21 protein-coding genes, 2 tRNA genes and 1 pseudogene are annotated in these 26,117 nt (G+C 70.3%); 16 read left to right on the top strand and 8 right to left on the bottom strand.

Going from position 1 to position 26,117, the window contains the following annotated elements; translation table 11 throughout:
- Nucleotides 1-14: 14 nt before the first annotated feature.
- Genes yidC through rpmH form a run of 4 tightly spaced genes read right to left on the bottom strand, consistent with a single transcriptional unit; the run spans nt 15 to nt 1,933 of the window.
- Nucleotides 15-1,118, bottom strand: coding sequence for a membrane protein insertase YidC (gene yidC, locus B6R96_RS18150; protein ID WP_053167452.1), 1,104 nt, complete (start codon nt 1,116-1,118; stop codon nt 15-17).
- Between the two features lie 3 nt (nt 1,119-1,121).
- Nucleotides 1,122-1,403 (bottom strand): membrane protein insertion efficiency factor YidD, encoded by a 282-nt coding sequence (gene yidD / locus B6R96_RS18145; RefSeq protein WP_076043740.1) that lies wholly within the window; start codon nt 1,401-1,403, stop codon nt 1,122-1,124.
- Nucleotides 1,400-1,774, bottom strand: a complete 375-nt coding sequence (gene rnpA / locus B6R96_RS18140) for a ribonuclease P protein component (RefSeq protein WP_078626055.1) — start codon at nt 1,772-1,774, stop codon at nt 1,400-1,402. The genes yidD and rnpA overlap by 4 nt, the downstream gene beginning before the upstream one ends.
- 21 nt (nt 1,775-1,795) lie before the next feature.
- Nucleotides 1,796-1,933, bottom strand: coding sequence for a 50S ribosomal protein L34 (gene rpmH / locus B6R96_RS18135; protein ID WP_008741645.1), 138 nt, complete (start codon nt 1,931-1,933; stop codon nt 1,796-1,798).
- Nucleotides 1,934-2,289: 356 nt separating this feature from the next.
- Here rpmH and dnaA point away from each other — a divergent pair, with 356 nt between their 5' ends.
- The 11 genes and pseudogenes from dnaA (at nt 2,290) to B6R96_RS18075 (ending at nt 16,606) form a co-directional block, all read left to right on the top strand.
- On the top strand, nt 2,290-4,068 hold the full coding sequence (gene dnaA, locus B6R96_RS18130) for a chromosomal replication initiator protein DnaA (protein ID WP_078626054.1): 1,779 nt from the start codon (nt 2,290-2,292) through the stop codon (nt 4,066-4,068).
- Nucleotides 4,069-4,944: 876 nt separating this feature from the next.
- The gene (dnaN, locus tag B6R96_RS18120) at nt 4,945-6,075 is read left to right on the top strand and encodes a DNA polymerase III subunit beta (RefSeq protein ID WP_030008411.1); all 1,131 of its coding nucleotides are present in this window, start codon (nt 4,945-4,947) and stop codon (nt 6,073-6,075) included.
- A 185-nt stretch (nt 6,076-6,260) separates the two neighbouring features.
- Nucleotides 6,261-7,214 (top strand): annotated as a pseudogene (gene gnd, locus B6R96_RS18115) (phosphogluconate dehydrogenase (NAD(+)-dependent, decarboxylating)); the annotation flags it as partial.
- Nucleotides 7,215-7,297: 83 nt separating this feature from the next.
- A complete protein-coding gene (gene recF, locus B6R96_RS18110) occupies nt 7,298-8,434 on the top strand; it encodes a DNA replication/repair protein RecF (protein ID WP_030383920.1) in 1,137 nt (378 codons plus the stop codon).
- On the top strand, nt 8,431-8,964 hold the full coding sequence (locus tag B6R96_RS18105; RefSeq protein WP_030383919.1) for a DUF721 domain-containing protein: 534 nt from the start codon (nt 8,431-8,433) through the stop codon (nt 8,962-8,964). The genes recF and B6R96_RS18105 overlap by 4 nt, the downstream gene beginning before the upstream one ends.
- A gap of 418 nt (nt 8,965-9,382) precedes the next feature.
- Nucleotides 9,383-11,404 (top strand): DNA topoisomerase (ATP-hydrolyzing) subunit B, encoded by a 2,022-nt coding sequence (gene gyrB / locus B6R96_RS18100; RefSeq protein ID WP_030383918.1) that lies wholly within the window; start codon nt 9,383-9,385, stop codon nt 11,402-11,404.
- Between the two features lie 43 nt (nt 11,405-11,447).
- A complete protein-coding gene (gyrA, locus tag B6R96_RS18095) occupies nt 11,448-14,054 on the top strand; it encodes a DNA gyrase subunit A (RefSeq protein ID WP_053701238.1) in 2,607 nt (868 codons plus the stop codon).
- Between the two features lie 87 nt (nt 14,055-14,141).
- The gene (locus B6R96_RS18090) at nt 14,142-14,690 is read left to right on the top strand and encodes a DUF3566 domain-containing protein (protein WP_030383916.1); all 549 of its coding nucleotides are present in this window, start codon (nt 14,142-14,144) and stop codon (nt 14,688-14,690) included.
- Between the two features lie 118 nt (nt 14,691-14,808).
- Nucleotides 14,809-14,882, top strand: a tRNA-Ile gene (locus tag B6R96_RS18085).
- A 156-nt stretch (nt 14,883-15,038) separates the two neighbouring features.
- Nucleotides 15,039-15,173: a DLW-39 family protein gene (locus B6R96_RS38170; protein ID WP_208809277.1), complete on the top strand. Its 135-nt coding sequence runs from the start codon at nt 15,039-15,041 to the stop codon at nt 15,171-15,173.
- A 122-nt stretch (nt 15,174-15,295) separates the two neighbouring features.
- Nucleotides 15,296-16,606 (top strand): hypothetical protein, encoded by a 1,311-nt coding sequence (locus tag B6R96_RS18075; protein WP_237291447.1) that lies wholly within the window; start codon nt 15,296-15,298, stop codon nt 16,604-16,606.
- Here B6R96_RS18075 and B6R96_RS18070 read toward each other — a convergent pair.
- The gene (locus B6R96_RS18070) at nt 16,593-17,912 is read right to left on the bottom strand and encodes a serine/threonine-protein kinase (RefSeq protein WP_081522962.1); all 1,320 of its coding nucleotides are present in this window, start codon (nt 17,910-17,912) and stop codon (nt 16,593-16,595) included. The genes B6R96_RS18075 and B6R96_RS18070 overlap by 14 nt on opposite strands.
- Before the next feature lie 44 nt (nt 17,913-17,956).
- On the bottom strand, nt 17,957-18,505 hold the full coding sequence (locus B6R96_RS18065; protein WP_030383913.1) for a helix-turn-helix domain-containing protein: 549 nt from the start codon (nt 18,503-18,505) through the stop codon (nt 17,957-17,959).
- Nucleotides 18,506-18,667: 162 nt separating this feature from the next.
- On the opposite strand from B6R96_RS18065, the gene B6R96_RS18060 reads away from it, so the two are divergent.
- The 4 genes from B6R96_RS18060 to B6R96_RS18045 all read left to right on the top strand — a co-directional run bounded on the left by B6R96_RS18060 (nt 18,668) and on the right by B6R96_RS18045 (nt 22,233).
- Nucleotides 18,668-18,740 (top strand) — tRNA-Ala (locus B6R96_RS18060).
- A gap of 544 nt (nt 18,741-19,284) precedes the next feature.
- A complete protein-coding gene (locus B6R96_RS18055) occupies nt 19,285-20,298 on the top strand; it encodes a ScbA/BarX family gamma-butyrolactone biosynthesis protein (RefSeq protein ID WP_081522961.1) in 1,014 nt (337 codons plus the stop codon).
- Nucleotides 20,299-20,340: 42 nt separating this feature from the next.
- Entirely contained in the window at nt 20,341-20,997 is a 657-nt protein-coding gene (locus B6R96_RS18050; protein WP_234431601.1) for an HAD family hydrolase, read from the top strand.
- A gap of 27 nt (nt 20,998-21,024) precedes the next feature.
- Complete coding sequence (locus B6R96_RS18045) at nt 21,025-22,233, top strand: cytochrome P450 (protein WP_081522960.1); 1,209 nt, start codon at nt 21,025-21,027, stop codon at nt 22,231-22,233.
- A 77-nt stretch (nt 22,234-22,310) separates the two neighbouring features.
- Here the strand turns inward: B6R96_RS18045 and B6R96_RS18040 are convergent, their stop codons facing one another.
- Entirely contained in the window at nt 22,311-23,822 is a 1,512-nt protein-coding gene (locus B6R96_RS18040) for an FAD-dependent monooxygenase (RefSeq protein ID WP_081522959.1), read from the bottom strand.
- A 192-nt stretch (nt 23,823-24,014) separates the two neighbouring features.
- Nucleotides 24,015-25,583, bottom strand: coding sequence for an MFS transporter (locus B6R96_RS18035; protein WP_030383908.1), 1,569 nt, complete (start codon nt 25,581-25,583; stop codon nt 24,015-24,017).
- A 118-nt stretch (nt 25,584-25,701) separates the two neighbouring features.
- Between B6R96_RS18035 and B6R96_RS18030 the strand changes: the two genes are divergently transcribed.
- Entirely contained in the window at nt 25,702-26,013 is a 312-nt protein-coding gene (locus B6R96_RS18030) for an ArsR/SmtB family transcription factor (protein ID WP_030383907.1), read from the top strand.
- The last annotated feature ends 104 nt before the right edge of the window (nt 26,014-26,117 follow it).

Here is a 26,117-nt window from a genome sequence, read left to right as displayed (position 1 = left end):
GGAGGGACTCCTTCTTACTTCTTGGGAGAGGGCTTGCTGGGCGTCTGACGCTGCGACTTCGACTGGCGCTTCGGCTGCTGGCGCTTCGCCGTACCGCCGCTCGCCGCATCCGAGTCTGCCGTGGCCTCGGAACTCTTGATCACACTGCCGTCGGGCTGGGCCGCCAGGCCCTGCTTGGTGAGGGCGGTGATGAACTTGCGCTCGTTGTCATTGCGGTCCGGGCCCTTGGCAACGATCGCCGCGACGATCTTCTTCTTGCTCCGGCCCTTCACGTCACCGTGCGAGCTGATGTGCTTGAGCAGGCGGGTCAGGTACTGGTCCTGCGCCATGCTGCCCGGCGTCGGGTTCTGGTTGATCACGTACATCTGCTGACCCATGGTCCAGACGTTCGTGGTCAGCCAGTAGACGAGAACACCGACGGGGAAGTTGATGCCCATGACCGCGAAGATCACGGGGAAGATGTACATCAGCATCTTCTGCTGCTGCATGAACGGCGTCTTGACCGAGAGGTCGACGTTCTTCTGCATCAGCTGACGCTGGGTGTAGAACTGCGACAGCGACATCAGGACGATCATGACGGCGGTGACGATGCGCACGTCGGTGATCGAGGCGTCCAGGCTCGCGGCCTTCGCGGCGCTGTCGGTGAACTTCGCCGCCAGCGGAGCACCGAAGATGTGGGCCTGACGCGCGCTGGCCAGCAGCGGACCGTCGATGTAGCCGATCTCTTTGCCGCTGGCGATGCTGGAGAGCACGCTGTAGAGGGCGAAGAAGAACGGGGACTGCGCCAGGATGGGAAGGCACGAGGAGAGCGGGTTGGTACCCGTCTCCTTGTACAGCTTCATCATCTCTTCGGACTGACGCTGCTTGTCGTTCTTGTAGCGCTCCTGGATCGCCTTCATCTTCGGCTGGAGCGCCTGCATACCCCGCGTCGCCTTGATCTGCTTCACGAAGAGCGGGATCAGACAGATACGGATCAAGACCACCAGGGACACGATGGACAGGCCCCAGGCCCATCCACTGTCCGGCCCGAAGACCGCCCCGTACAGCGAGTGGAACTGGACGATGATCCAGGAAACGGGTGTGGTGATAAAGCTGAACAGACCGGCGATCGTGTCCACTAATCAGGCTCCTTGAGCATTGCGAGATCTACGCAACGCACTGCGCAGCTGCTCGTGCCAACGCGGGCGTTTACGGGGTGGGACATGGTCCACACCACCCGGGGACCACGGATTGCACCGCAGGATCCGCCAGGCGGTCAGGGCCGTCCCCTTCACCGCACCATGCCGGTCGATGGCCGTGTACCCGTAGTGCGAACACGACGGGTAATAGCGGCACACCGGCCCGAGCAGCGGACTGATCGTCCACTGGTACAGCTTGATCAAAGCGAGCAGCGGGTACTTCATCGAGCCACGCCTCCCAGGAGCCGCACCAGAGCGGCATCCAGGTCCCGGGCCAGCTCGTCGGGGCCGGCATCGCCCGCTCCGGGCAACGCTCGTACCACCACCAGGCTACCGGCGGGCAGCTGTGGCAGCCGCTCGCGGACCAGATGGCGAAGACGGCGCTTCACCCGGTTACGTATGACGGCATTGCCGACAGCCTTGCTGACGACGAAACCCGCACGCGTCGAGGGATCGATCTCCCCCGGCTCGTGCGGGTCCGTTGCACCGCTTGTACGTAGGTGGACGACGAGGAGCGGGCGACCAGCCCGACGACCTCGACGTACCGCGCTCGCGAAGTCCTCGCGCCGCCTCAGCCGATTCTCGGGAGACAGCACGACGTCACGACCTGCGTGTTGTTACGCGGAAAGGGCGGCGCGGCCCTTGCCACGACGGTTCGCGAGGATCGCGCGACCGGCACGGGTACGCATCCGCAGGCGGAAGCCGTGGGTCTTGGCACGACGGCGGTTGTTCGGCTGGAAGGTGCGCTTGCTCACTCGGGGGCTCCAGAGAATGAATCGTTGTGGCGGGACATCGCCTGGCTGTCACCGTGCGCCCACGAGGAAACTCGCGTGTTCGCCCGAGTGGCACCGCTAAATGATCACTATTAGTGACCTTCGCCCATCGGTAGGCAGGCGGCAGCAGCCATCGACAACTCGACCTCGTTACGGTACGCGCGGCTACGCCATCCGGTCAAACCGAGCCGACGTGGCCCCACACTGTGCACAGGCTGTGGACAACGACTTGAACCGTACCCGCTGGCCTGACTACCGTTGCTCGACCCCGGATTTTTTGTCCCGACCGTCCCAAAGAACCACACATTCGTGGGACCCCCTGTGAGAGAGCGTGCTCTGTGGCTGACGTACCTGCCGATCTTGCCGCAGTGTGGCCAAGGGTGCTCGAGAAGCTCCTCGGGGAGGGACAGCCGGGGATCGAACCGAAGGACAAGCAGTGGGTCGAGCGGTGTCAGCCCCTGGCACTCGTCGCCGACACCGCACTGCTCGCCGTCCCCAACGAATGGGGCAAGCGCGTCCTCGAAGGCCGCCTGGCCCCGCTGATCAGTGACGCCCTGAGCCGGGAGTGCGGCCGGCCCATCCGGATCGCGATCACCGTCGACGACTCCGCCGGCGAGCCCGCGCCCCCCGCCCCGCCCCAGCAGCAGGGCGGGTACGAGCCCTACGGCGGCCAGCGCCCCGGCGGCGGGAACGGCGAGGACCAGCTCCCCACCGCCCGCCCCGCCTACCCGGACTACCAGCAGCAGCGCCCCGAGCCCGGTGCCTGGCCCCGCGGCGGCCAGCAGGACGACTACGGCTGGCAGCAGCCGCGCCTGGGCGGTTTCCCCGAGCGCGACCCGTACGCCTCCCCGCAGCCGGGCTACATGCAGCAGTCCGAGCCCACCGGCTACGACCAGGGCTCTTACGAACAGCAGAAGTACGAGCAGCAGAAGTACGAGTCCCAGCAGCAGCACCAGGGCCATCAGTACGAGCAGCAGAGCTACGAGCCCCAGCAGTACGAGCAGCCCGCGCCGCGCCAGGCCCCGGGCCGGCCCGCGGCGCCCCCGTCCCCGTCCGGCGGTTCCACCTCGGGCCCGCTGGAGCCGACCGCGCGGCTGAACCCCAAGTACCTCTTCGACACCTTCGTCATCGGCGCCTCCAACCGCTTCGCGCACGCCGCCGCGGTGGCCGTCGCCGAGGCGCCGGCCAAGGCGTACAACCCCCTTTTCGTCTACGGGGAGTCGGGCCTCGGCAAGACGCACCTGCTGCACGCCATCGGGCACTACGCGCGGAGCCTCTACCCCGGCACCCGGGTGCGGTACGTGAGCTCCGAGGAGTTCACCAACGAGTTCATCAACTCCATCCGCGACGGCAAGGGCGACGCGTTCCGCAAGCGCTACCGCGAGATGGACATCCTGCTCGTCGACGACATCCAGTTCCTCGCGAGCAAGGAGTCGACGCAGGAGGAGTTCTTCCACACCTTCAATACGCTCCACAACGCCAACAAGCAGATCGTGCTCTCCTCCGACCGGCCGCCCAAGCAGCTGGTCACCCTGGAGGACCGGCTCCGCAACCGCTTCGAGTGGGGCCTGATCACCGACGTCCAGCCGCCCGAGCTGGAGACCCGTATCGCGATCCTGCGCAAGAAGGCGGTCCAGGAGCAGCTCAACGCCCCGCCGGAGGTACTGGAGTTCATCGCCTCCCGCATCTCGCGCAACATCCGCGAGCTGGAGGGGGCGCTGATCCGGGTCACGGCCTTCGCGAGCCTGAACCGGCAGCCGGTCGACCTGGGCCTGACCGAGGACGTCCTGAAGAACCTGATCCCGGGCGGCGAGGACAGCGCGCCCGAGATCACCGCCTCCGACATCATGGCGGCCACCGCCGACTACTTCGGGCTGACCGTGGACGACCTGTGCGGCTCCTCGCGCAGCCGGGTGCTGGTCACTGCCCGGCAGATCGCCATGTACCTGTGCCGGGAGCTCACCGACCTGTCACTGCCCAAGATCGGGGCGCAGTTCGGCGGCCGCGACCACACGACCGTCATGCACGCGGACCGCAAGATCCGCGCTCTGATGGCCGAGCGCCGCTCCATCTACAACCAGGTCACCGAGCTCACGAACCGCATCAAGAACGCCTGAGCGCGGCCCCCCGAGAGCCGGTTCGGGGCCGCTTCAGGGCTCCTCCCCGCACATGCAGAGGGCGCTCCCGGTCCACAACGGGGGCGCCCTTCTTCGTTCGCGCGCCCCTGACCTGTTCGAATACGCCCCCGCGGGAGCAACTCATCCACAGATTGGGAGACTTTCTTCCGTCCACACCCTGGGGACGCCCCGCGTCGCCCACAATCTGTCCACAGGGGTGCCGGGTGAGGTTCCATCAGGCCAGGTCAGACCCCTGTGGAATTGTGCACAAAGACTGTCCACAGGCTGTGGACGAATATTTCGTCCACAGCACTGTCCACGGCGTTGTCCACCGTCGGCCCACAGGTTTCCACGTCCTGTGCACAGGATCCGGTGCCTTCTCCACACCCTTGTCCACTGTTCGGCAACACACCACCCCCTCTCACCGCCCGGAGTGAAAGCCGTCACACGGATGTAGACGTTTGGGTTGTGGAGTACCGGGGGAAAGCTGGGGACACACCTGTGGAGTAGTCGGGGTCCCCTGGGGACAGCCTGTGCAGAACTTTCTGTTCTCCACAGAGACACGGGGTTGTCCACGGGTGTCACCCACAGGGTCGGTGGATAAAAAACCGGGGTTGACCTGCGAAAACGGGCTTATCCACCGTTTCCACAGGCCCTACTACTACCCCCATAGAGAGTTAGGCCGGTTTCGGTTTTCAAGCGGGTCCTGTGCACAACTCGTCGATCGCCCGCCCCGACGCCTCGCTCCCGACTTGACCGCCGGCCGCACCGACTGTCGGCGCCGTACGTCAGACTGGTCCCCGGCATCGGTCGAGGCATCGACGAGCCGACGACGAAGGCCGGCAGACGAGCGAGCAACAGCAGGAGGCGGTTCCGGTGAAGATCCGGGTGGAGCGCGACGTACTGGCGGAGGCGGTGGCTTGGGCCGCCCGCAGCCTCCCGGCCCGGCCGCCGGTGCCCGTTCTCGCGGGCCTGCTGCTCAAGGCCGAGGAAGGCACGCTGAGCCTCTCCGGCTTCGACTACGAGGTCTCGGCCCGCGTCTCCGTCGAGGCGGACGTCGAGGAGGACGGCACCGTCCTGGTCTCCGGCCGGCTGCTCGCCGACATCTGCCGCGCCCTCCCCAACCGCCCGGTGGAGATTTCCACAGACGGTGTACGGGCGACTGTGGTCTGCGGCTCCTCGCGATTCACACTCCACACCCTGCCTGTGGAGGAGTACCCGGCACTGCCGCAGATGCCGACCGCGACCGGCACCGTCGCCGGCGAGGTCTTCGCCTCCGCCGCCAAGCAGGTGGCCACCGCCGCCGGCCGTGACGACACGCTGCCGGTGCTGACCGGTGTCCGCATCGAGATCGAGGGCGACCGCGTCACCCTGGCCTCCACCGACCGCTACCGCTTCGCGGTCCGCGAGTTCCTGTGGAAGCCGGAGAACCCGGACGCGTCCGCCGTGGCCCTGGTGCCCGCCAAGACGCTCCAGGAGATCGCCAACTCGCTGACCAGCGGTGACACCGTGACCCTGGCGCTGTCCGGCTCCGGTGCGGGCGAGGGTCTGATCGGTTTCGAGGGCGCCGGCCGCCGCACCACCACCCGGCTGCTGGAGGGCGACCTGCCCAAGTACCGGACCCTGTTCCCGACGGAGTTCAACTCGATCGCCGTGATCGAGACCGCGCCGTTCGTCGAGGCCGTCAAGCGCGTGGCCCTGGTGGCCGAGCGCAACACCCCGGTCCGCCTCAGCTTCGAGCAGGGCGTGCTGATCCTGGAGGCCGGCTCCTCCGACGACGCACAGGCTGTGGAAAGGGTCGACGCCCAGCTGGACGGCGACGACATCTCGATCGCCTTCAACCCGACCTTCCTGCTGGACGGTCTGAGCGCGATCGCCTCCCCGGTGGCCCAGCTCAGCTTCACCACGTCGACCAAGCCCGCGCTGCTCAGCGGCCGCCCGGCGATCGACGCGGAAGCCGACGAGACGTACAAGTACCTGATCATGCCGGTGCGCCTGTCCGGCTGACGCCCCGCCTGTCGACGTCGGGCCCGGTCTCGCACGCAGCGGGACCGGGCCCGACGTCGTCCACAGCGGTGCAGGGCGGCGCGACCGGCCCCGGGGGCCCGGTAGGGCCCCGAAGCCGGACCCGTCCCCCTGGAGCGCCCGCAGGGCCCGTCGAGGCGGCCGGGCGTAGGCTCGGACCCGGTGGGCGACCCCCTGCGCGTCCGGCGAGGACACACCCGGGGAAGCCCAGGCAAAGACGGCCACAACGCTTAAGGAACCACCAGATGGAGCTTGGTCTCGTCGGTCTCGGCAAGATGGGCGGCAACATGCGCGAGCGCATCCGCCGCGCAGGCCACACCGTCATCGGATACGACCGCAACCCGGACCTCGCGGATGTCCACAGCCTGCGGGAACTTGTGGACAGCCTGCAGGCCCCCCGCGTCGTGTGGGTGATGGTCCCGGCCGGTGCGGCCACCCAGTCCACGGTCGACGAGCTCGCCGAACTGCTCTCGATCGGCGACATCGTCGTCGACGGCGGCAACTCGCGCTGGACCGACGACGAGAAGCACGCCGGGGAGCTCGCCGCCAAGGGCATCGGCTTCGTCGACTGCGGTGTCTCCGGCGGCGTCTGGGGCCTGGAGAACGGCTACGCCCTGATGTACGGCGGCGAGAAGGACCACGTCGCACGGGTCCAGCCGATCTTCGACGCCCTCAAGCCCGAGGGCGAGTTCGGCTCCGTGCACGCCGGCAAGGTCGGCGCGGGCCACTTCGCGAAGATGGTCCACAACGGCATCGAGTACGCCATGATGCAGGCCTACGCCGAGGGCTGGGAGCTCCTGGAGAAGGTGGACTCGGTCACCGACGTCCGCGAGGTCTTCCGCTCCTGGCAGGAGGGCACCGTCATCCGCTCCTGGCTGCTGGACCTGGCCGTGAACGCCCTCGACCAGGACGAGCACTTGGAGCAGCTGCGCGGCTTCGCGCAGGACTCCGGCGAGGGACGCTGGACGGTGGAGGCGGCGATCGACAACGCCGTGCCGCTGCCCGCGATCACCGCGTCGCTGTTCGCGCGGTTCGCCTCGCGGCAGGAGGACTCCCCGCAGATGAAGATGATCGCCGCGCTGCGCAACCAGTTCGGCGGCCACGCGGTCGAGAAGGCCTAGCCTTCCGCACCGCACAGGACAGCAGGAAGACAGCAGCACAGCACCACAGCGAGCAGTGGGAAGCCGGGGGAGGTCGGCGCCGTATGCACGTTTCGCATCTCTCTTTGGCCGACTTCCGCTCGTACGCCCGGGCCGAGGTTCCCCTCGACCCGGGCGTCACCGCTTTCGTGGGCCCCAACGGCCAGGGCAAGACCAACCTCGTCGAGGCGATCGGCTACCTCGCGACCCTCGGCAGCCACCGGGTCTCCTCGGACGCCCCCCTCGTACGGATGGGCGCGGACCGCGCGGTGATCCGTGCGGCCGTCACCCAGGGCGAGCGGCAGCAGCTGGTGGAGCTGGAGCTCAATCCGGGCCGGGCGAACCGGGCCCGCATCAACCGGTCCTCGCAGGTCAGGCCCCGGGACGTGCTGGGGATCATACGGACGGTGCTGTTCGCGCCGGAGGACCTGGCCCTGGTCAAGGGCGACCCGGGCGAGCGGCGGCGGTTCCTGGACGAGCTGGTCACGGCGCGCTCGCCGCGGATGGCCGCGGTCCGCTCCGACTACGAACGGGTGCTCAAGCAGCGCAACACCTTGCTGAAGTCCGCGGCGATGGCCCGCCGGCACGGCGGGCGCTCCCTGGACCTCTCCACCCTCGACGTGTGGGACCAGCACCTCGCGCGGGTGGGCGCCGAGCTGCTGGCGCAGCGGCTCGATCTGATCGCCACGCTGCTGCCGCTCGCGGACAAGGCGTACGAACAGCTGGCGCCCGGCGGCGGCCCGCTGGGGCTGGCGTACCGGTCCTCGGCCGGGGAGCCGGTCGACAGCGGCACGGCGCGCACCCGCGAGGCCCTCTACGAGGTGCTGCTGGCGGCGCTGGCCGACGTGCGCAAGCAGGAGATCGAGCGCGGTGTGACCCTGGTGGGCCCGCACCGCGACGACCTGCTGCTGCGGCTCGGCGACATGCCCGCCAAGGGGTACGCGAGCCACGGGGAGTCCTGGTCGTACGCGCTGGCCCTGCGGCTGGCCTCGTACGAGCTGCTGCGCTCGGAGGGCAGCGAGCCGGTGCTGATCCTGGACGACGTGTTCGCGGAGCTGGACGCGCGGCGCCGGGAGCGGCTGGCGGAGCTGGTGGCCCCCGGCGAGCAGGTACTGGTGACGGCGGCGGTCGACGACGACGTCCCGGGGGTGCTGGTGGGTACGCGGTTCGGGGTGTCCGGCGGTGAGGTGACCCGGCTGTGAACGATCCCGGCAAGGACCCGCAGGAGGGTCGCAGGACCCCGGAGGCATCCGGGGTGGACCTCGCGCGCCAGGCCCTGGCGGCGGCGCGCGAGCAGGCGCGGGCCCGGGGCAACGCGGCCGGCGGGAAGCGGCGCCAGCAGCCGGGGCTGCGCTCGGGGGCCCGGGCGGACGGCCGGGACCCGATGCCGTTGATGGCGGCGCTGGACCGGCTGCGCACCGAACGCGGCTGGGAGATGCCGATGGCGGTGGCGGGCGTGATGGAGCGCTGGTCGGAGATCGTCGGCCCGGAGATCGCGGCGCACTGTGAACCGCAGCGCTACGAGGACCGTGAACTTGTCGTGCGGTGCGATTCCTCGGCGTGGGCGGCGCAGCTGAAGCTGCTGGCTCCGCAGCTGGTCGCGCGGCTGAACGCGGATCTGGGGCAGGGCACCGTGCGGATGATCAAGGTGCACGGCCCCGGTGGACGGCCGAAGGGGTACGGGCCCTGGCGGGCGCCGGGCAGCAAGGGGCCCGGGGACACCTACGGGTGACGGCCCCCGCCGGGTCGCCCGCCGGGTCCCGTGCCCGGTCCCCTGCGGGGTTGCCCGTGGGCGCTGGACGCAGCCCGCTCCGCGGGCCCCGAGGCGCCGCTCCGGACCCCGCGCCCCGACCGCCGGCGGGGCCGGCGATGAGCAGTTTCGGGTGGCGTCCCTCACGGTAGTCGGAGGTTGACAGCCCGAAGGGCTGGATGCCCGTGTGAGCCTCTTTGAGCCCCTTCCCGGATGTGGGGAGTCGGAGAGAGGAGGTTCAGGGCGGCACATGCGGACTCAGGTACCGGCAAACCCCCATTCATGTCCGTGGTACCGGTAGACTGAAGCGAATCCCGCCGGTTCGCGGGATCGAGCAGACAACGCAGAACGACGCGGCCGCTCCCGCCGGCGCACTTGCTGGTCCGGGGTACGGGCTGCGCTGTGCCAGAAAGGGCGCTTCGTGGCCGATTCCGGCGACTCCAACGAGAAGAATTACGACGCCAGTGCGATCCAGGTCCTCGAGGGCCTGGACGCGGTCCGCAAGCGGCCGGGTATGTACATCGGCTCGACGGGTGAGCGTGGTCTGCACCACCTCGTCTACGAGGTCGTCGACAACTCCGTCGACGAGGCGCTGGCCGGGCACGCGGACACCATCGACGTGACGATCCTCGCCGACGGTGGGGTGCGCGTGGTCGACAACGGTCGCGGTATCCCGGTCGGCATCGTTCCGTCCGAGGGCAAGCCGGCCGTCGAGGTCGTGCTGACCGTCCTGCACGCGGGCGGCAAGTTCGGAGGCGGCGGCTACGCCGTTTCCGGCGGTCTGCACGGCGTCGGCGTGTCCGTCGTCAACGCGCTGTCGACCAAGGTCGCGGTCGAGGTCAAGACGGACGGCCACCGCTGGACCCAGGACTACAAGCTGGGCGTGCCGACGGCCCCGCTGGCCAAGAACGAGGAGACCGCCGAGACCGGCACCACGGTCACCTTCTGGGCCGACGGCGACATCTTCGAGACGACCGAGTACTCCTTCGAGACGCTGTCGCGGCGCTTCCAGGAGATGGCCTTCCTCAACAAGGGTCTGACCCTGTCGCTGACCGACGAGCGCGAGTCGGCGAAGGCCACGGTCGGCGCGGACGACCCCGACGCGGACACGGCCGAGCCGACCGCGCGCACGGTGAAGTACTACTACGAGGGCGGCATCGTCGACTTCGTGAAGTACCTCAACTCGCGCAAGGGCGAGCTGATCCACCCGACCGTCATCGACGTCGAGGCCGAGGACAAGGAGCGCATGCTCTCGGTCGAGATCGCGATGCAGTGGAACTCGCAGTACACGGAGGGGGTCTACTCCTTCGCGAACACGATCCACACGCACGAGGGCGGTACCCACGAGGAGGGCTTCCGCGCGGCTCTGACGGGTCTGGTGAACCGTTATGCGCGCGACAAGAAGCTGCTGCGCGAGAAGGACGACAACCTCGCCGGCGAGGACATCCGCGAGGGTCTGACGGCGATCATCTCGGTCAAGCTGGGCGAGCCCCAGTTCGAGGGCCAGACGAAGACCAAGCTGGGCAACACCGAGGCCAAGACCTTCGTGCAGAAGGTCGTCCACGAGCACCTCAACGACTGGTTCGACCGCAACCCCGTCGAGGCCGCGGACATCATCCGCAAGTCGATCCAGGCGGCCACGGCGCGCGTCGCGGCCCGCAAGGCCCGCGACCTCACCCGTCGCAAGGGTCTGCTGGAGAGCGCCTCGCTGCCGGGCAAGCTGTCCGACTGCCAGTCGAACGACCCGACCAAGTGCGAGATCTTCATCGTCGAGGGTGACTCGGCCGGTGGCTCCGCGAAGTCCGGCCGCAACCCGATGTACCAGGCCATCCTGCCCATCCGCGGCAAGATCCTGAACGTCGAGAAGGCCCGTATCGACAAGATCCTCCAGAACACCGAGGTCCAGGCGCTGATCAGTGCCTTCGGTACCGGTGTGCACGAGGACTTCGACATCGAGAAGCTCCGCTATCACAAGATCATCCTGATGGCGGACGCCGACGTCGACGGCCAGCACATCAACACCCTGCTGCTGACCTTCCTCTTCCGCTTCATGCGCCCGCTGGTCGAGGCCGGCCACGTGTACCTGTCGCGCCCGCCGCTCTACAAAATCAAGTGGGGCCGGGACGACTTCGAGTACGCGTACTCGGACCGCGAGCGCGACGCGCTGGTGGAGCTCGGCAAGCAGAACGGCAAGCGGATCAAGGAAGACTCGATCCAGCGCTTCAAGGGTCTGGGCGAGATGAACGCCGAGGAGCTGCGCGTCACCACCATGGACGTGGACCACCGCGTCCTCGGCCAGGTCACGCTGGACGACGCGGCGCAGGCCGACGACCTGTTCTCGGTGCTGATGGGCGAGGACGTCGAGGCACGGCGCTCGTTCATCCAGCGCAACGCCAAGGACGTCCGCTTCCTCGACATCTGAGTCGGCTCCGCTGACCGCCGCCTGAAAGGACTTCTGACCAGCAATGGCCGACGAAACCACCCCCACCGCCGAGAATCCCGCGGAGGAGCAGCCCGTGCTGCGCATCGAGCCCGTCGGGCTCGAGACGGAGATGCAGCGCTCCTACCTCGACTACGCGATGTCCGTCATCGTCTCGCGCGCCCTGCCGGACGTGCGCGACGGCCTCAAGCCGGTGCACCGCCGCGTGCTGTACGCGATGTACGACGGCGGCTACCGGCCCGAGAAGGGCTTCTACAAGTGCGCCCGTGTCGTCGGCGACGTCATGGGCACGTACCACCCGCACGGTGACAGCTCGATCTACGACGCCCTGGTCCGCCTGGCCCAGCCGTGGTCGATGCGCATGCCGCTGGTGGACAGCAACGGCAACTTCGGCTCCCCGGGCAACGACCCGGCGGCCGCGATGCGCTACACCGAGTGCAAGCTCATGCCGCAGGCCATGGAGATGCTCCGGGACATCGACGAGGAGACCGTCGACTTCCAGGACAACTACGACGGCCGCAACCAGGAGCCGACGGTCCTTCCGGCGCGCTTCCCGAACCTGCTGGTCAACGGCAGCGCCGGCATCGCCGTCGGCATGGCGACCAACATCCCGCCGCACAACCTCCGCGAGGTCGCGGCCGGTGCGCAGTGGGCGCTGGAGCACCCGGAGGCCTCGCACGAGGAGCTCCAGGACGCGCTGATCGAGCGGATCAAGGGCCCCGACTTCCCGTCGGGCGCCCTGGTCGTGGGCCGCAAGGGCATCGAGGAGGCGTACCGGACCGGTCGCGGCTCCATCACGATGCGCGCGGTGGTCGAGGTCGAGGAGATCCAGAACCGCCAGTGCCTGGTGGTCACGGAGCTGCCGTACCAGACCAACCCCGACAACCTCGCGCAGAAGATCGCGGACCTGGTGAAGGACGGCAAGGTCGGCGGCATCGCCGACGTCCGTGACGAGACCTCGTCGCGGACCGGCCAGCGCCTGGTGATCGTCCTGAAGCGCGACGCCGTCGCGAAGGTCGTGCTGAACAACCTCTACAAGCACACCGACCTGCAGACGAACTTCGGTGCGAACATGCTGGCGCTGGTGGACGGCGTGCCGCGCACGCTGTCGATCGACGCCTTCATCCGCCACTGGGTGACGCACCAGATCGAGGTCATCGTCCGGCGCACGAAGTTCCGCCTGCGCAAGGCGGAGGAGCGCGCCCACATCCTGCGCGGTCTGCTCAAGGCGCTGGACGCGATCGACGAGGTCATCGCGCTGATCCGGCGCAGCAACACGGTCGAGATCGCGCGCGAGGGCCTGATGGGCCTCCTGGAGATCGACGAGATCCAGGCGAACGCGATCCTGGAGATGCAGCTCCGCCGCCTCGCGGCCCTGGAGCGCCAGAAGATCGTCGCCGAGCACGACGAGCTCCAGGCCAAGATCAACGAGTACAACGCCATCCTGGCCTCGGAGCAGCGCCAGCGCTCCATCGTCAGCGAGGAACTGGCGGCGATCGTCGAGAAGTTCGGCGACGACCGGCGTTCCAAGCTGGTGCCCTTCGACGGTGACATGTCCATCGAGGACCTGATCGCCGAAGAGGACATCGTCGTCACGATCACCCACGGCGGCTACGTCAAGCGCACCAAGACCGAGGACTACCGCTCGCAGAAGCGCGGCGGCAAGGGCGTGCGCGGCACGAAGCTGAAGCAGGACGACCTCGTCGACCACTTCTTCGTCTCCACCACGCACCACTGGCTGCTGTTCTTCACGAACAAGGGCCGGGTCTACCGGTCCAAGGCGTACGAGCTGCCGGACGCCGGCCGTGACGCCCGCGGGCAGCACGTCGCGAACCTGCTGGCCTTCCAGCCGGACGAGAAGATCGCCCAGATCCTCGCGATCCGCGACTACGAGGCGGCGCCCTACCTGATCCTGGCCACCAAGGGCGGCCTGGTGAAGAAGACGGCGCTCAAGGACTACGACTCGCCCCGTTCCGGCGGCGTCATCGCGATCAACCTCCGGGAGACCGAGGCCGGCGGCGACGACGAGCTGATCGGCGCCGAGCTGGTGTCCGCCGAGGACGACCTGCTGCTGATCAGCAAGAAGGCGCAGTCGATCCGCTTCACGGCGACCGACGACGCGCTGCGCCCGATGGGCCGGGCCACCTCGGGCGTGAAGGGCATGAGTTTCCGTGAAGGTGACGAACTGCTCTCCATGAGCGTTGTGAGGCCGGGTACGTTCGTCTTCACCGCGACCGACGGCGGCTACGCCAAGCGGACGCCGGTCGACGAGTACCGCGTCCAGGGCCGTGGCGGCCTGGGTATCAAGGCCGCCAAGATCGTGGAGGACCGCGGTTCGCTCGTCGGGGCGCTCGTGGTCGACGAGAGCGACGAGATTCTCGCCATCACGCTCGGCGGTGGTGTGATTCGCACGCGCGTCAACGAAGTCAGGGAGACCGGCCGTGACACCATGGGCGTCCAGCTGATCAACCTGGGGAAGCGGGATGCCGTGGTCGGCATCGCGCGCAACGCCGAGGCAGGTCAGGAAGCTGACGAGGTCGAGGCCGACGAGAACGAGACCGAGGTGGCCGACGGACAGGCCGCCGAGGCCGCCGAGGGCACGCAGCCTTCGGCCGGGGAGCACGAGGAGTAAGTCGTGAGTGGAGCCACGGGCGCCGGACCGGCCAAGACTGGAGCGAACGGTGCCCGTGGCCCCGCCGCGGACTCCCAGGGGGGAACCGTGACGGACACCCGAGGACCGCAGCCGGCGGCCGGCGCGGACACCGGCGAGGACAAGCCCGCACAGCCGTACCACCCGCCGCAGGCCTACACGGCGCCCTCGGGCCCGGGGACGCCGCGCGGGGGCACGGGTGGCGGTGCACAGCGCAAGCCGCGCCCGGGGGTCCGTACGGCCCCTCGTACGCGCAAGGCGCGGCTGCGGGTGGCGAAGGCCGACCCGTGGTCGGTCATGAAGGTCAGCTTCCTGCTGTCGATCGCGCTCGGCATCTGCACGATCGTGGCGGCGGTGGTGCTGTGGATGGTCATGGACGCGATGGGCGTCTTCTCGACCGTCGGCGGCACGATCAGCGAGGCGACCGGGTCGAACGAGGGCAACGGCTTCGACCTCCAGTCGTTCCTGTCGCTGCCGCGCGTTCTGATCTTCACCTCGGTCATCGCGGTGATCGACGTGGTGCTGGCGACGGCACTGGCGACGCTGGGCGCGTTCATCTACAACCTGTCGGCGGGATTCGTCGGCGGTGTGGAACTGACCCTCGCCGAGGACGAGTAGGTCCTCCGGCGGAGCGCCCGCGACGGGTCGGATGACCTGCGCAGACGCCTCTGGGCAACGGATTTTGGCCTGACCGGGTCTGTGCGCTAATCTTCAGGAGTCAGCGCGCAGCGCGGATGGGGCTATAGCTCAGTTGGTTAGAGCGCATCCCTGATAAGGATGAGGCCACAGGTTCAAATCCTGTTAGCCCCACAGTGTCGAAGACCCCCAGGCCAAGGCCTGGGGGTCTTTGTCGTTGGGCCAGTTGGTGGGTCGGTCGGTGGGCCGGGAGGTCACCGATCGGTATCGGTCGGTGTGTATTGTTGGGCGCCAGAAGTCCCCTACGTCAACGAAAGACGAGGTCGCGCGGTGAAGAAGCTGCTCCTGGTCGCACTGGCCGCCATCGGCGGGCTCCTCGTGTACCGCCAGATCCAGGCGGACCGCGCCGAGCAGGACCTGTGGACGGAGGCAACTGACTCCGTGCCCTCTGGTTCCGGTGTGTGAGACCCAAGGCTGATCCCATGAAGCCCCGGCTGCCGCTGCGGTCGGGGCTTTGTGCTGTTCTGTGACGAAAACTTACGTTATGCAAAGATTTGACTTGCGCTAGCAAACCCGGGGTGGGCGTGATGGTTCGGGGACGGACGACAGTGTGGGCGGCGGCCCTGGGCCTGGCGGCGGGCCTGCCGGGGGTCGCGTACGCCGAGGGGGCCGCGCCCGGTCCCCTGCCCACCTACCGCGCCGCCGACGGCGCCAGGGCGGTCGAGGGCAAGCCCTCCACCGCGGACGCCCCGCTGATCGAAGCCGGGAACGTCTACGCGGACACGCTCGGACCGGGGGAGCGCGTGTACCGGCTCGTCCTCGACAAGGACGAGTCCAACGTCTACGTCTCCGCGGTGGTGCGGCCCGCGGCGGGTGCGAAGGTCTCCGGCGGCGACGGCATCGAGGTGGAGATCATGACCACCGCCGGGCGCTCCTGCCCGGGCAGCACCGGCCGGGCGAACTTCGGCTACGACGCCTACCCGATCGGCGCGGCCGGCGTCCGGTGGGGCGCGGAGGACGCGGACTGCGCGCCCGCGGGCGTGTACTACGCCAAGGTCACGCGCACCTCGGCCAAGGGCTACGACCAGAGCCCGTGGCCGCTGGAGATCAAGGTCCAGCGGGAGCCCGGCCGCGGCCCGGGCGCCGGCCCCACCACCGCGCCCGGCAGCTGGCCCTCGGGCGCCCCCGCGCTGCCCGGCTCCGAGCCGGTGGCCCGCAGCGGCGGCACCGGCTTCAACGACGCCCGGGCCCTGGGGGCCGGGGTGTGGCGCGACGAGATGCGGCCGGGGCAGACCCGCTACTACCGGGTCCCGCTGGACTGGGGGCAGCAGCTGGGCCTGAGCGCCGAACTGGCCGCCGCGAAGATGACCAAGAGCTACGGGTCCGCCTCGGGCGGGCTCACCGTCTCCCTCTACAGCCCCTACCGCGGGCTGATCTCCGACAAGGACGTCTCGTACGACGGCAAGCAGGCCGGGGTCACCTTCGACAGGACCCCGCCCGTCGCCTACGAGAACCGGTTCGCCAGCGACCGGAGCGTGCAGCCGGTGTCCCTCGCGGGCTGGTACTACGTCGCGGTCACCATGGGGTCGAAGGTCGCCGAGTTCACCGAGGACGCGGCGCCCGTACCGCTGACCCTGCGCCTGGAGGTCGCCGGTACGCCGGCCAAGGCGCCCGCGTACCGGGGCAGTCCGGCCGCGGGCGGCTTCGGGGTCGGCGACGAGGACCGGGCCGCGGCGAAGGAGGGGCTCACCGCCCCGGAGGCCGCCGAGGCGGCCGAGCGGCACTCGGCGATGCGGGTCGTGGCGGGCGCCGGCTTCGGCGCCGGGACGCTCCTGCTGCTGGTGCTCGGCGGCTGGACGCTGCTCGGGCGGCGCGGACGCGGGACTACAGCTGGGTGAGGGCCCAGACGCCCACGGCGAAGCAGAGCAGCGCCGCGGCGAGGAGCGAGGCCACCGCCTTCGGCGGGGGCGGGGCGATCCGGCCGCCCGCGCGCACCAGGGGCCCGGCGGGGGGCGCGGGGACCGGCACGGTGGGCGGCGACAGGTGGAAACTGCCCGTCTCGGAGGGCCCGTACCCGGGCACCTGCGCCGGGACGGCCGGAGCGGCGGGGTACGGCGCCGTCGGGCCCGTGGCGGCGCTCTGAGCCGTGGCGCGCGGGTCGGTACGCGTGGGCTCCGCGGCCACCGTCACGGAGGCCGGGGAGCCTTGGGAGGCGGGCGTGGAAGCCGGAGCCGCCGGCGTCGCGGAAGCGGGGGCGGCGAGGGGGACGGGCGCCTGCGGGGTCGCCGGGCCCGTGCTCCGCGGGTCCGGTCGCCCGGGTCGCTCCGGCGGCCCCTGCGGGCCGAAGCCGGGCGGCAGCGGGCCGAGTTGGTCGAACACCTCCACCGGATCCTCGTCCGGGGCGGGCGGCGGCAGCAGCTCCACGGCCTCGGCAAGGGCCTTGCGCGCCCCCGTGGCCGTCCGGAAGCGGCTCTGGGGATCCGGCTGCAGCAGGCCGGCGATGACGTCCCACAGGGGGGCCGGAACGCCTTCGGGGGCGCCCGGGGTGCCATGGGCGAGGAAGTGCTCCACCAGCGCCCCGGAATCGGGCTTGCGGCCCTGGAGGAGGTACAGGGCGACCAGCCCCACGGCGAAGAGGTCGGCGGGGAAGTCGGGCTCGGCGCCCAGGAGTTGCTCGGGGGCGAAATAGCCCGGCGTGCCGACCACGTAGTCGGTCTCGGTCAGCCGCGGCTCGCCCTTGCGCATCGAGATGCCGAAGTCGGACAGCCGCAGGTGCGGCCGCCCGGTTCCGGTGGCCTCCATCAGGATGTTGGCCGGCTTGATGTCGCGGTGCACCACACCCTCCGCGTGCACCGCCGCCAGCCCCGACAGCAGCTGGTCGAGCAGGGTGCACACGAAACGGGGCGGCAGGGGCCCGTAGTCCCCGATCACATGGCCGAGCGAGCCGCCGCCGACCAGGTCCATGGTGAAGAGGACCTTGTCGTCGTCGGCCGCCCAGCTGGCGGGAGCCAGTACGTGCGGATGGTCGATCCGCAGCGCCTGCTCCCGCACGAACCGCAGGAGCGTGTGCGCGTCGCTCTGCAGGAGGACCTTCGCGGCGACGTAGCGGCGACGGCGGTGGTCCCAGGCCCGCCACACGGCACCCGCGCCCCCGCGCCCGATCGGATCGATCAGCTCGTACCGACCGGCGAAGACCTCACCCATCGCTGTGCCCGTCCCCCGTCACCCGTTGTCCGCCGTCGTGCGTGTCAGTTCTGGTGGGCCTCGTAGTGGGCGACCGCGTCGGCGGTGCGGCCCGCGCCGTACACCCGGAGGAACTCTGCCAGTTCCGGATGGCTGGGGGCGAGGGTGTTCGCCGCGTCGATGATGTCGCCGGCCGCGGAGACCGAGCGCAGCAGCGACTGGATCTCGCGGACGACCCGCTTGACGGTGGGTGCGCCGGAGCCGGTGGTGGTCTGGCCGCTGTTGCTGAGGACGGATCCTCCCTGGGTCTTCTTGATCTCGTCCATCCGGTCGGTGGCCTCCCCCGCGCTGACGCTTCCGTCGGCCACCTGGCCGGCGAGATCCTGGAGGGCCTGGACGCGCTGGACCACGGCCGGGTTCCCGATCTTGGCGCGCTGGCCGCTCATCAGCTGGGACAGCATGGGCGCCGACAGTCCGAGGACGGCAGCGAGGCGGGCCTGGTTCAAGCCGAGGTCATCTATGAGCCGGCGGAAGAGCGCTCCCAGCGGCTCCCCGTACCAACTGCGCTGAAGCTCTCTGGCTCTGGCCGTGGCCTCTTGTTGTACTGCGTCCACTCTTACTACTCCCCTTCGCTGGTGCGAACCTCGCGAGCATCTTACGGAGAGTGGTCGCACGGCGGGAGTCCCTATCATTTTGCGAGATGAGGGGGTACACCCGGTACTCTGTTCTGCGGAACGACCACACCGCCCGCGCGGGAGGGGTGCGTCCACTTCCATGGGGCCTTAGCTCAGTTGGTAGAGCGCTGCCTTTGCAAGGCAGATGTCAGGAGTTCGAATCTCCTAGGCTCCACAGATAAATGCTCTCCGACCTGCGGAAACGCGGTGTCGGAGGGCATTTTTCGTTCCCCCGGCAACGGTCGGCGGGGGTGGCTCCCTGCTGCGTTCCGCCGGTCGGGGGCGCCCCGACGGGTCGGCGACGGGACGAAAACGGGCCACGGCGGACATCTGCGTGCATCGGGGTCGGCTCCGGGGGCCGGTTCGGGAGCCGGGGCCGGGCGGCGACCGGGGCCCGGTCGCGGCCGGGGCGGGGGCGCGGCGGCCCGTTGGCCGAAACGCCGGTTGTCGATCGGACGCCCCGTCAGGCGGCGGCGCCCGCGGAGGGAGTTCCTCCGCGGGCCCCTGAAATCCCGTCTGACCTGGCGCGATACGCTTCGCAAGGCGCTCCAAAACGCGCTATTCCGGGACAGCCTCCGGCTGCTTACGACACGAGTTGTTAACGGTGTATCCGCCATGGAAGTGGCGTACGCCACGGTGGTCGGGCGGTCAATCAAGGTACGGTCACATGCGTACCTCCGTTCGGAGGCGTACCTGCATGCAAGAGGGGGAACTCAGCCATGTCCACGATCCTGGAAACCGAACTCAGCTACTCGAGCACCGTGACCCGGGCCCTGGTGCACAGAGCGGCCGTCTGCGAGGTGTTCCTGACCGACTCCATTCGGCTGGCCGAGGACGAATACTTGATCGCCGCGCAGCTCCCGCGGGTGCACAGCTACTACAACGACCAGGTCACCACGCCCGCTGTATACGATCCGCTGCTCCTCGTCGAGGTCTTCCGCCAGGCGTCGATCTACACCGCGCACACCTTCCTGGACGCCGCCGTCGACGAGAAGTTCATCTTCAACGGCGGCGAGATGATCGTCACCGACGTCACCGCCCTGCACATCGGCGCCCGGCCGGGCCACGCGCAGATCCACGCCCGGCAGGCGGCGCTGAAGCACCGGGACGGGGTCGTCACCGGCAGCACGCTCGACATGGTCCTGACCGTGGACGGGCGGGAGGCCGCGACCATGCGCACCACCTGCCAGTGGATGCCGGGCCGCGCCTGGAACCGGATGCGCGAGAAGGGGCGTGCCGCGCTCGCGCTGGGCACCGCCCGCCCGCACCACACCGGACATCGCGTCGCCCCGATCACCGTGGGCCGCATCTCCCCGCAGAACGTGGTGCTGTCCGAGACCGAGGTGCGCGAGTACGAGGTGCTCACCCAGGTCATCGTCGACCAGGAGAACCCGGCGCTCTTCGACCACCCGCTGGACCACATCCCGGGTGCGCTGATCTTCGAGGGCTTCCGGCAGTCCGCGGTGCACGCCGCGTTCGAGCTGTTCGGCCTCTCGCCGCGGGGGCTCCTCCTCACGCGCGTGGAGACGGACTTCACCCGCTTCGGTGAGTTCGAACTGCCCACCGACTGTCTCGTACGGGTCGTGGAATCGCCGACCGCGGACTCGGTGGCCTTCGAGATCACCATGAGCCAGGAGGAGCAGATCGCCCGGGCCCGGGTGCACCTCACCCTGACCAGCCCCATCGCCGGAGCCCTGCTGAACCGGTTCGGCTACGCCACCGCGGGTGTCTGAGAGCCCGTCATCCGTACCCGGGCGACACAAGGAGATCCCGCAGTGCCCCAGCCCATGATCTGGTTCGACTTCGGTGGCGTGCTCTCGCCGCCGCTCGACGACCTCTTCGACTCGTACCACGTGCGTACGGGCATCACGCCCCGCCAGATGAAGACCGCGCTCGCCGCGGTCGCCGCCGAACTGGGCCACGAACCCCTGGCACCCCTCGAACTGGCCCTGCTCACCGAGCCCGAATGGGGCCGCGCCATGGTCCGGGTCCTTGGGGAGGCCAACCCCGGCATCGACCTGTCCCGTGCGCGCTTCGAGCAGTTCGGGCAGCAGTGGTTCGAGGGGGTCCGCGCCAACCCGGTGATGGTGGCAACCGCCCTGCACGCCAAGGAGCACGGCTACCGGGTCGGCATCCTCAGCAACAACGTTGTCGAGTGGGAGCCCTACTGGCGCGCGATCGTCGAGCCCGTCGGCGAGGTCGACTGCATCGTCGACTCCTGCCGGATCGGCGTCCGCAAGCCCGATCCGGAGATCTTCCGGCGGGCCGAGAAGGAGGCGGGGGTGCCGGCCGAGGAGTGCGTGCTGGTCGACGACCTCGCCGAGAACTGCGCGGCGGCCCGTCGGGTCGGCTGGCGCGCGGTGCAGTTCCGCAACAACGCCCAGGCCGTACGCGACCTGGCGGGCCTGACCGGACTGCCCGCCCTCGTCTGAGGCACCACTCTTCCCCACGGAGCACACATGACCACTACCGTCACGTCCGCGGCCGTCACCGTCGCGGACATACCCCACCTCGATCCCGTCCCGGCCTTCACCGTGCTCGACGAGCGCAGCCCGGAGGGCGTCCCGCTCATCCAGCTGCCCAGCGGCCACAAGGTCATGCACCTGACGCGCTACGCCGATGTGCACAAGGTGCTCACCGACCCTGCGTCCGGCCGCACCGAGACCAACGTCGAGGACGGGCCGAGCTTCCTGCCGACCGTGATGCCGAAGGAGCTGCTGCTCAACCTGGACGCCCCGCACCACGCCCGGGTCCGCGGCTTCGTCTCCGCCGACTACAGCGCGGCGGGCACCGAGCGGCTGCGCCCGGTGCTCGACCGCGTGGTGGACGAGGGGATCGCGCGGCTGCGCTCGGCCGGGTCCCCCGACCTGTTCACCGACCTCGTCGACCGGGTGCCGATCACCGTCAACGCGCACTTCCTCGGCGTACCGATCGAGGACGTGCCGTACTTCCGGCCGTCGGCGCGGATCGTGCAGATCGCCTCGCACGAGGACGTGCCGGACCTGGTGGAGCACTTCTACCGGGTGTACGGATACGTCCAGGACCTGGTCACCGGGGCCCGGCCGGTGGTGCCCGGCGGGCTGATCGACCGCTTCCGCGCCGACCGGGACCGGGCCGAGCCGCCGATGGACGACGCCGAGCTGACCGGCATCTTCTTCGGCTCGCTGCTGGGCGCCGACCAGAACGTGGTGTCGGTGCTGACCAAGTCGCTGTACGCGCTGCTCTCGGCGCCCGCCCTGTGGCGCCGGCTGGCCGACGATCCCGGGATCGCCCCGCGCCTCTCCGAGGAGCTGATCCGGCTGATCCCGCTGGGCACGATCTCCGCGTTCCCGCGCATCGCGGGCCGGGATCTGCAGACGACCGAGGGGCTCGTGCCGGCGGGCAGCGTGGTCTACCCGGACGCCTTCGCCGCCAACCGGGACCCCGAGGCGTTCCCGGAGCCGCTGACCGTCGACCCCGACCGGTCCTCCGCCAAGCGCCACCTGCAGTTCGGCTACGGCATGCACCACTGCATGGGCGCCGCGCTGGCCCGTATGGAGATCGTGACCGTACTGACCCGCTTGGCGCAGGAGTTCCCGGACCTGGCCCTGGCCGTCGACCCGGCCGAGGTGCCCTGGGACAACGGGACGGTGCTGCGCCGGCCCACCTCGCTGCCGGTGCGCTGGTGAGCCGGTGCTCCGGCTGAGGTGAGTGCGGGCCGGTGAGGGCGGGTGCGGTGCTGCGCACCCGCCCTCCGGCGCGCCCGTCAGCGGGGCTCGCCGTACCACTGGCGCAGGGTGCCGGTGAGGGAACCGCCGTCCGGGGCCCAGGCGATGTACCCGTCGGGCCGGACGAGGACGGCGTCCCAGGGCAGCGGCCGGGCGGTGGTCGCGGACACCGTGCGCAGCACGTGGGCCCAGCCGTCGCCCGGAGCGCGGTGGACCGCGCCGGCCTCCCCGAGCAGGAGCAGCAGGGGACGGCCCGGCAGCAGCAGCCGGGTCAGGTCGGTGGGCCCGTCGTCGGTGGTGAGCGGCAGGTTCGGCAGGAACTGGCCCTCCCAGCGGGAGCCGCGTCCGGTGCGGGCGGGGTACACCGTCTCCTGGGCGCTGATCATGTGGCCGATGTGGGTGTTCACGTCGTCGAGCCCGAGGAGTCCGCCGACGAGGTCGCGCAGCGGGTCGAGGCTCGGGTCCGGCCGCATCAGGGCGAGTTGGGCCCGGGTGTTGTCGATGACGCGCGCTCCCGCGGGCCGGCGCTCGGCGTCGTAGGTGTCGAGAAGGTCCTTGCCCGCGGTGCCCGCGAGGGTGTGGGCGAGTTTCCAGGAGAGGTTGAGAGCGTCCTGCAGACCCAGATTGAGCCCCTGCCCGCCCACGGGGAAGTGCACGTGGGCGGCGTCACCGGCGAGGAACACCCGGCCCTGGCGGTAGTCGCGCACCAGCCGGGTGAAGTCGCTGAAGCGGGAGAAGAAGAGCGGGTCGGCCATCGGCACGCCGTGGCCGAGGATGCGCTCGCCCTCCCGGCGCAGTTCGTCGAGGGTGAGCGGGGAGTGCCGGTCGGGGTGCGGACCGCGGAAGTCGATGGTGATGAACCGGCTGTGCCCGTACGGGTTGACGCCCGCGACCGTCCAGCCGCGCGGGGTGCGGTGCCAGCCGTAGGGCACGCTGTCCGGGTCGGTCAGCCGGACCAGGCCGAGCAGGGCGGACACGGTCGCCGGATGGGTGTCCTCGGCGAAGCCGATCAGCTCGCGCACGGTGCTGCGGGCGCCGTCCGCGCCGACGGCGTACTCGGCGGTGAAGTGCCGGACTCCGTCCGGTCCCTGGGTGGTGACCTCGACCGCGTCGGGCCCCTGGCCGATGTCGGTGACGCGGTGTCCGCGCAGCACGGTGACGCCCCGTTCGCGGGCCCGCTGCTCGAAGTCCCTTTCCAGGTCGGCCTGGGAGCGTCCGACGATGGGTCCGGGCTCGGTGGCGGGGGCGGTGATGACCAGTCCCGGCATGCCCGCGAAGTGGAAGGCGTCGGCGGCACTGCGTCCGAGCCGGTCCTCGGTCGCGGCGGGCGCGTGCAGGTGGCCGCGCCGGGCCAGGCCCTGCACGGTGCGGGCGTGGAGCGTGCCCGCCTTGGGCTGGTCGACGGTCCGCGGTTCGGCTTCGAGCACGAGGGTGGACACGCCGTGGTGCCCGAGTTCGGCGGCGAGGAGCATGCCGACGGGCCCGCCCCCGACGACCAGGACCTGGGCGTGGGTGGGAGCGGGGCGGGGGCCGTCCGGGGGTCGGTTCATGGCGCGCGGGTCCTTTCCTGGGTCCGTCCCGGCCGGCCGGTCGCGGTGCGCTGCGCGGACCGCGGTGGTGCCGGCGCGGCGGGACGAGGGTGGCCCGGCGCCTCGACGGGGGATGCGGGCGCCGGGCCGGTCTCGGGTGGTGTCGCGTGGATCGGGTGGGGGACCCGGCGGTCGCCGAGTCCCCCGGGGCGGTCAGGCCGCGTTCTTGGCGGTGCCGCCGCCGCGCAGCAGGGCGGCGACCACGGCGCACAGGACGACGCAGACCGCGGCCAGTCCCCACAGGACGGTGTGGAAGGCGGAGTCGTAGGACTGGGCGAGGAAGTGGGTGAAGCCCTCGGTGTCCACCGCTCCGGAGAGCTCCGTGGCCCGGGCGAAGTCGCCGCCCGCGGCCTGGTCGGCGACCTGGTCCGGCTGCGCGGCGCCGGCGTAGTCGCCGATGCCGTCCTGGATGCGGGTGCCGAGCACGGTCGCGAGGGCCGAGCCGTACACGGCCACGGCGATGGCCTCGCTGCCCAGGCGCAGGGTGTTGAGGAAGCCGGCCGCCATGCCGGCCTTGGCCGGGTCGATCAGTTCCAGCGCCTGGCCGTCGACGAGACCCGCCGACAGGCCCATGCCGGCGCCGGTGACGAGCATCGGCAGGGCGACGACGAGGATCTTCACGTCGGGCGAGAAGAGGGTGAGGGCGAGGTCGCCGACGACGAGGCAGGCGAGGCTGACGTAGATGAGGGTGAGCGCGGAGACGCCGCGGGTGACCAGCTTCGCCGCGAGCATCGGGCAGATCAGCACGGGTGCGGTGAGCAGCAGCATGATCAGGCCGGCGGTGCCGGTGTCACGGCCGGTGGCGGCGGTCAGGTAGCTCGGGAGGTAGGTGAGCATGGTGACGAACCCGAAGGACGCGGCGACCGGCACCAGGCACAGGCCGACGAAGCGCCGGTTGCGCAGCACGCTCAGGTCCAGCATGGGGTGTTCGCGGCGGTTCTCGACGACGGCGAAGATCCCGAGGACCACGACCGCGCCGGCGAACAGCCCCAGCACGCCCGGGCTGCCCCAGCCCCACTGCGAGCCCTGCACGATGGCGGTGGTCAGCAGCACCATGGCGACGACGAACAGCGCGCTGCCCGGTACGTCGATGCTGGCGCCGCTGCCGCCGTCGGCCGGCATGGCCTTGGCGATGGCGGGCACCGCGAGGAGTACGAGGAGCAGGGCGACGGCGTGCACCGCGAACACCCAGCGCCAGCCGAGGCCCTGGACGAGTACGCCGGCCAGCGAGGGGCCGATCGCCACGCCGACGCCGGCGACGGTGCCGAACAGGGCGAACGCCTTGGCGCGCGCCGGGCCGTCGAACACGGTCGCGATGATCGCCGCGCCGCAGGAGAAGATCGCCGCGCCGCCGATTCCGGCGAGTGCGCGGGCGCCGTCGAGCCACAGCACATTGGTGGCGAGCGCGCTGGCCAGCGAGGCCACGGCGTAGACGGCGGCGCCGGCGGCGAAGGCCTTGACCCGGCCGACGATGTCGGCGATGGAGCCCCAGACGAGGGTGAAGCAGGCGAAGGCCACGTTGAAGGCGTTCACCACCCACTGGAGGGGGGCGAGGCCGGCCTGGGTGTCGGCCCCGATGTCGGGGAGTGCGACGGCCGTGCCGGAGATCGACATCGGGACGACGAACACCGCGAGGAGCACGGCGGCCAGGGTCAGGGTGCGGCCCGGCTGACTTTCCGCCTGCACGGGTGGCGCGGCCGACGAGGTGGTCTGCGTACTCATGTGGGCACTACTCCAGGCTCGGTCCGGCCGCCGTGCGACCAGGTTCGGTTTACATCGAACCTTAAGCTGGCACAGATGAGAGGTATGATGCAACCCGTACCTCAGGAAGGAGGGCGCGATGCCCGACGAGGATGGCCACCCCTCCCGCGAGGAGATGAGCCTGTTGACCGTACTGAACGCCCTCTCCGACCCCCTGCGCTACGCCGTCGTCGGCGCCCTGCTCAGGGAGCCGGAAGGCACGGCGCGCACCTGCGCGTCCTTCAACCTCCCGGTCTCGAAGTCGACGATCACCCACCACTTCCGGATCCTGCGCGAGGCGGGCCTGGTCCAGCAGGTGGACCGGGGCAACAGCCGGGCGGCCACCCTGCGCCGCACGGACCTGGACCAGCGCTTCCCCGGACTGCTGGACCTGATCAGCGCCAACCTCTGACCGACCCGGTCCCGCACACGCACCCGCCGGACAACTGATCCCGCACACCCTGCCGCCGCCCCGTGCCGAGCGGCTGCTCCGCCATGCCCCGGACCGGCCACCCG

It is taken from the genome of Streptomyces sp. Sge12, from assembly GCF_002080455.1.
Taxonomy (GTDB): Bacteria; Actinomycetota; Actinomycetes; order Streptomycetales; family Streptomycetaceae; genus Streptomyces.
Note: the sequence above shows the minus strand (reverse complement) of the source record. Positions and strands in the feature narration are given on the sequence as shown.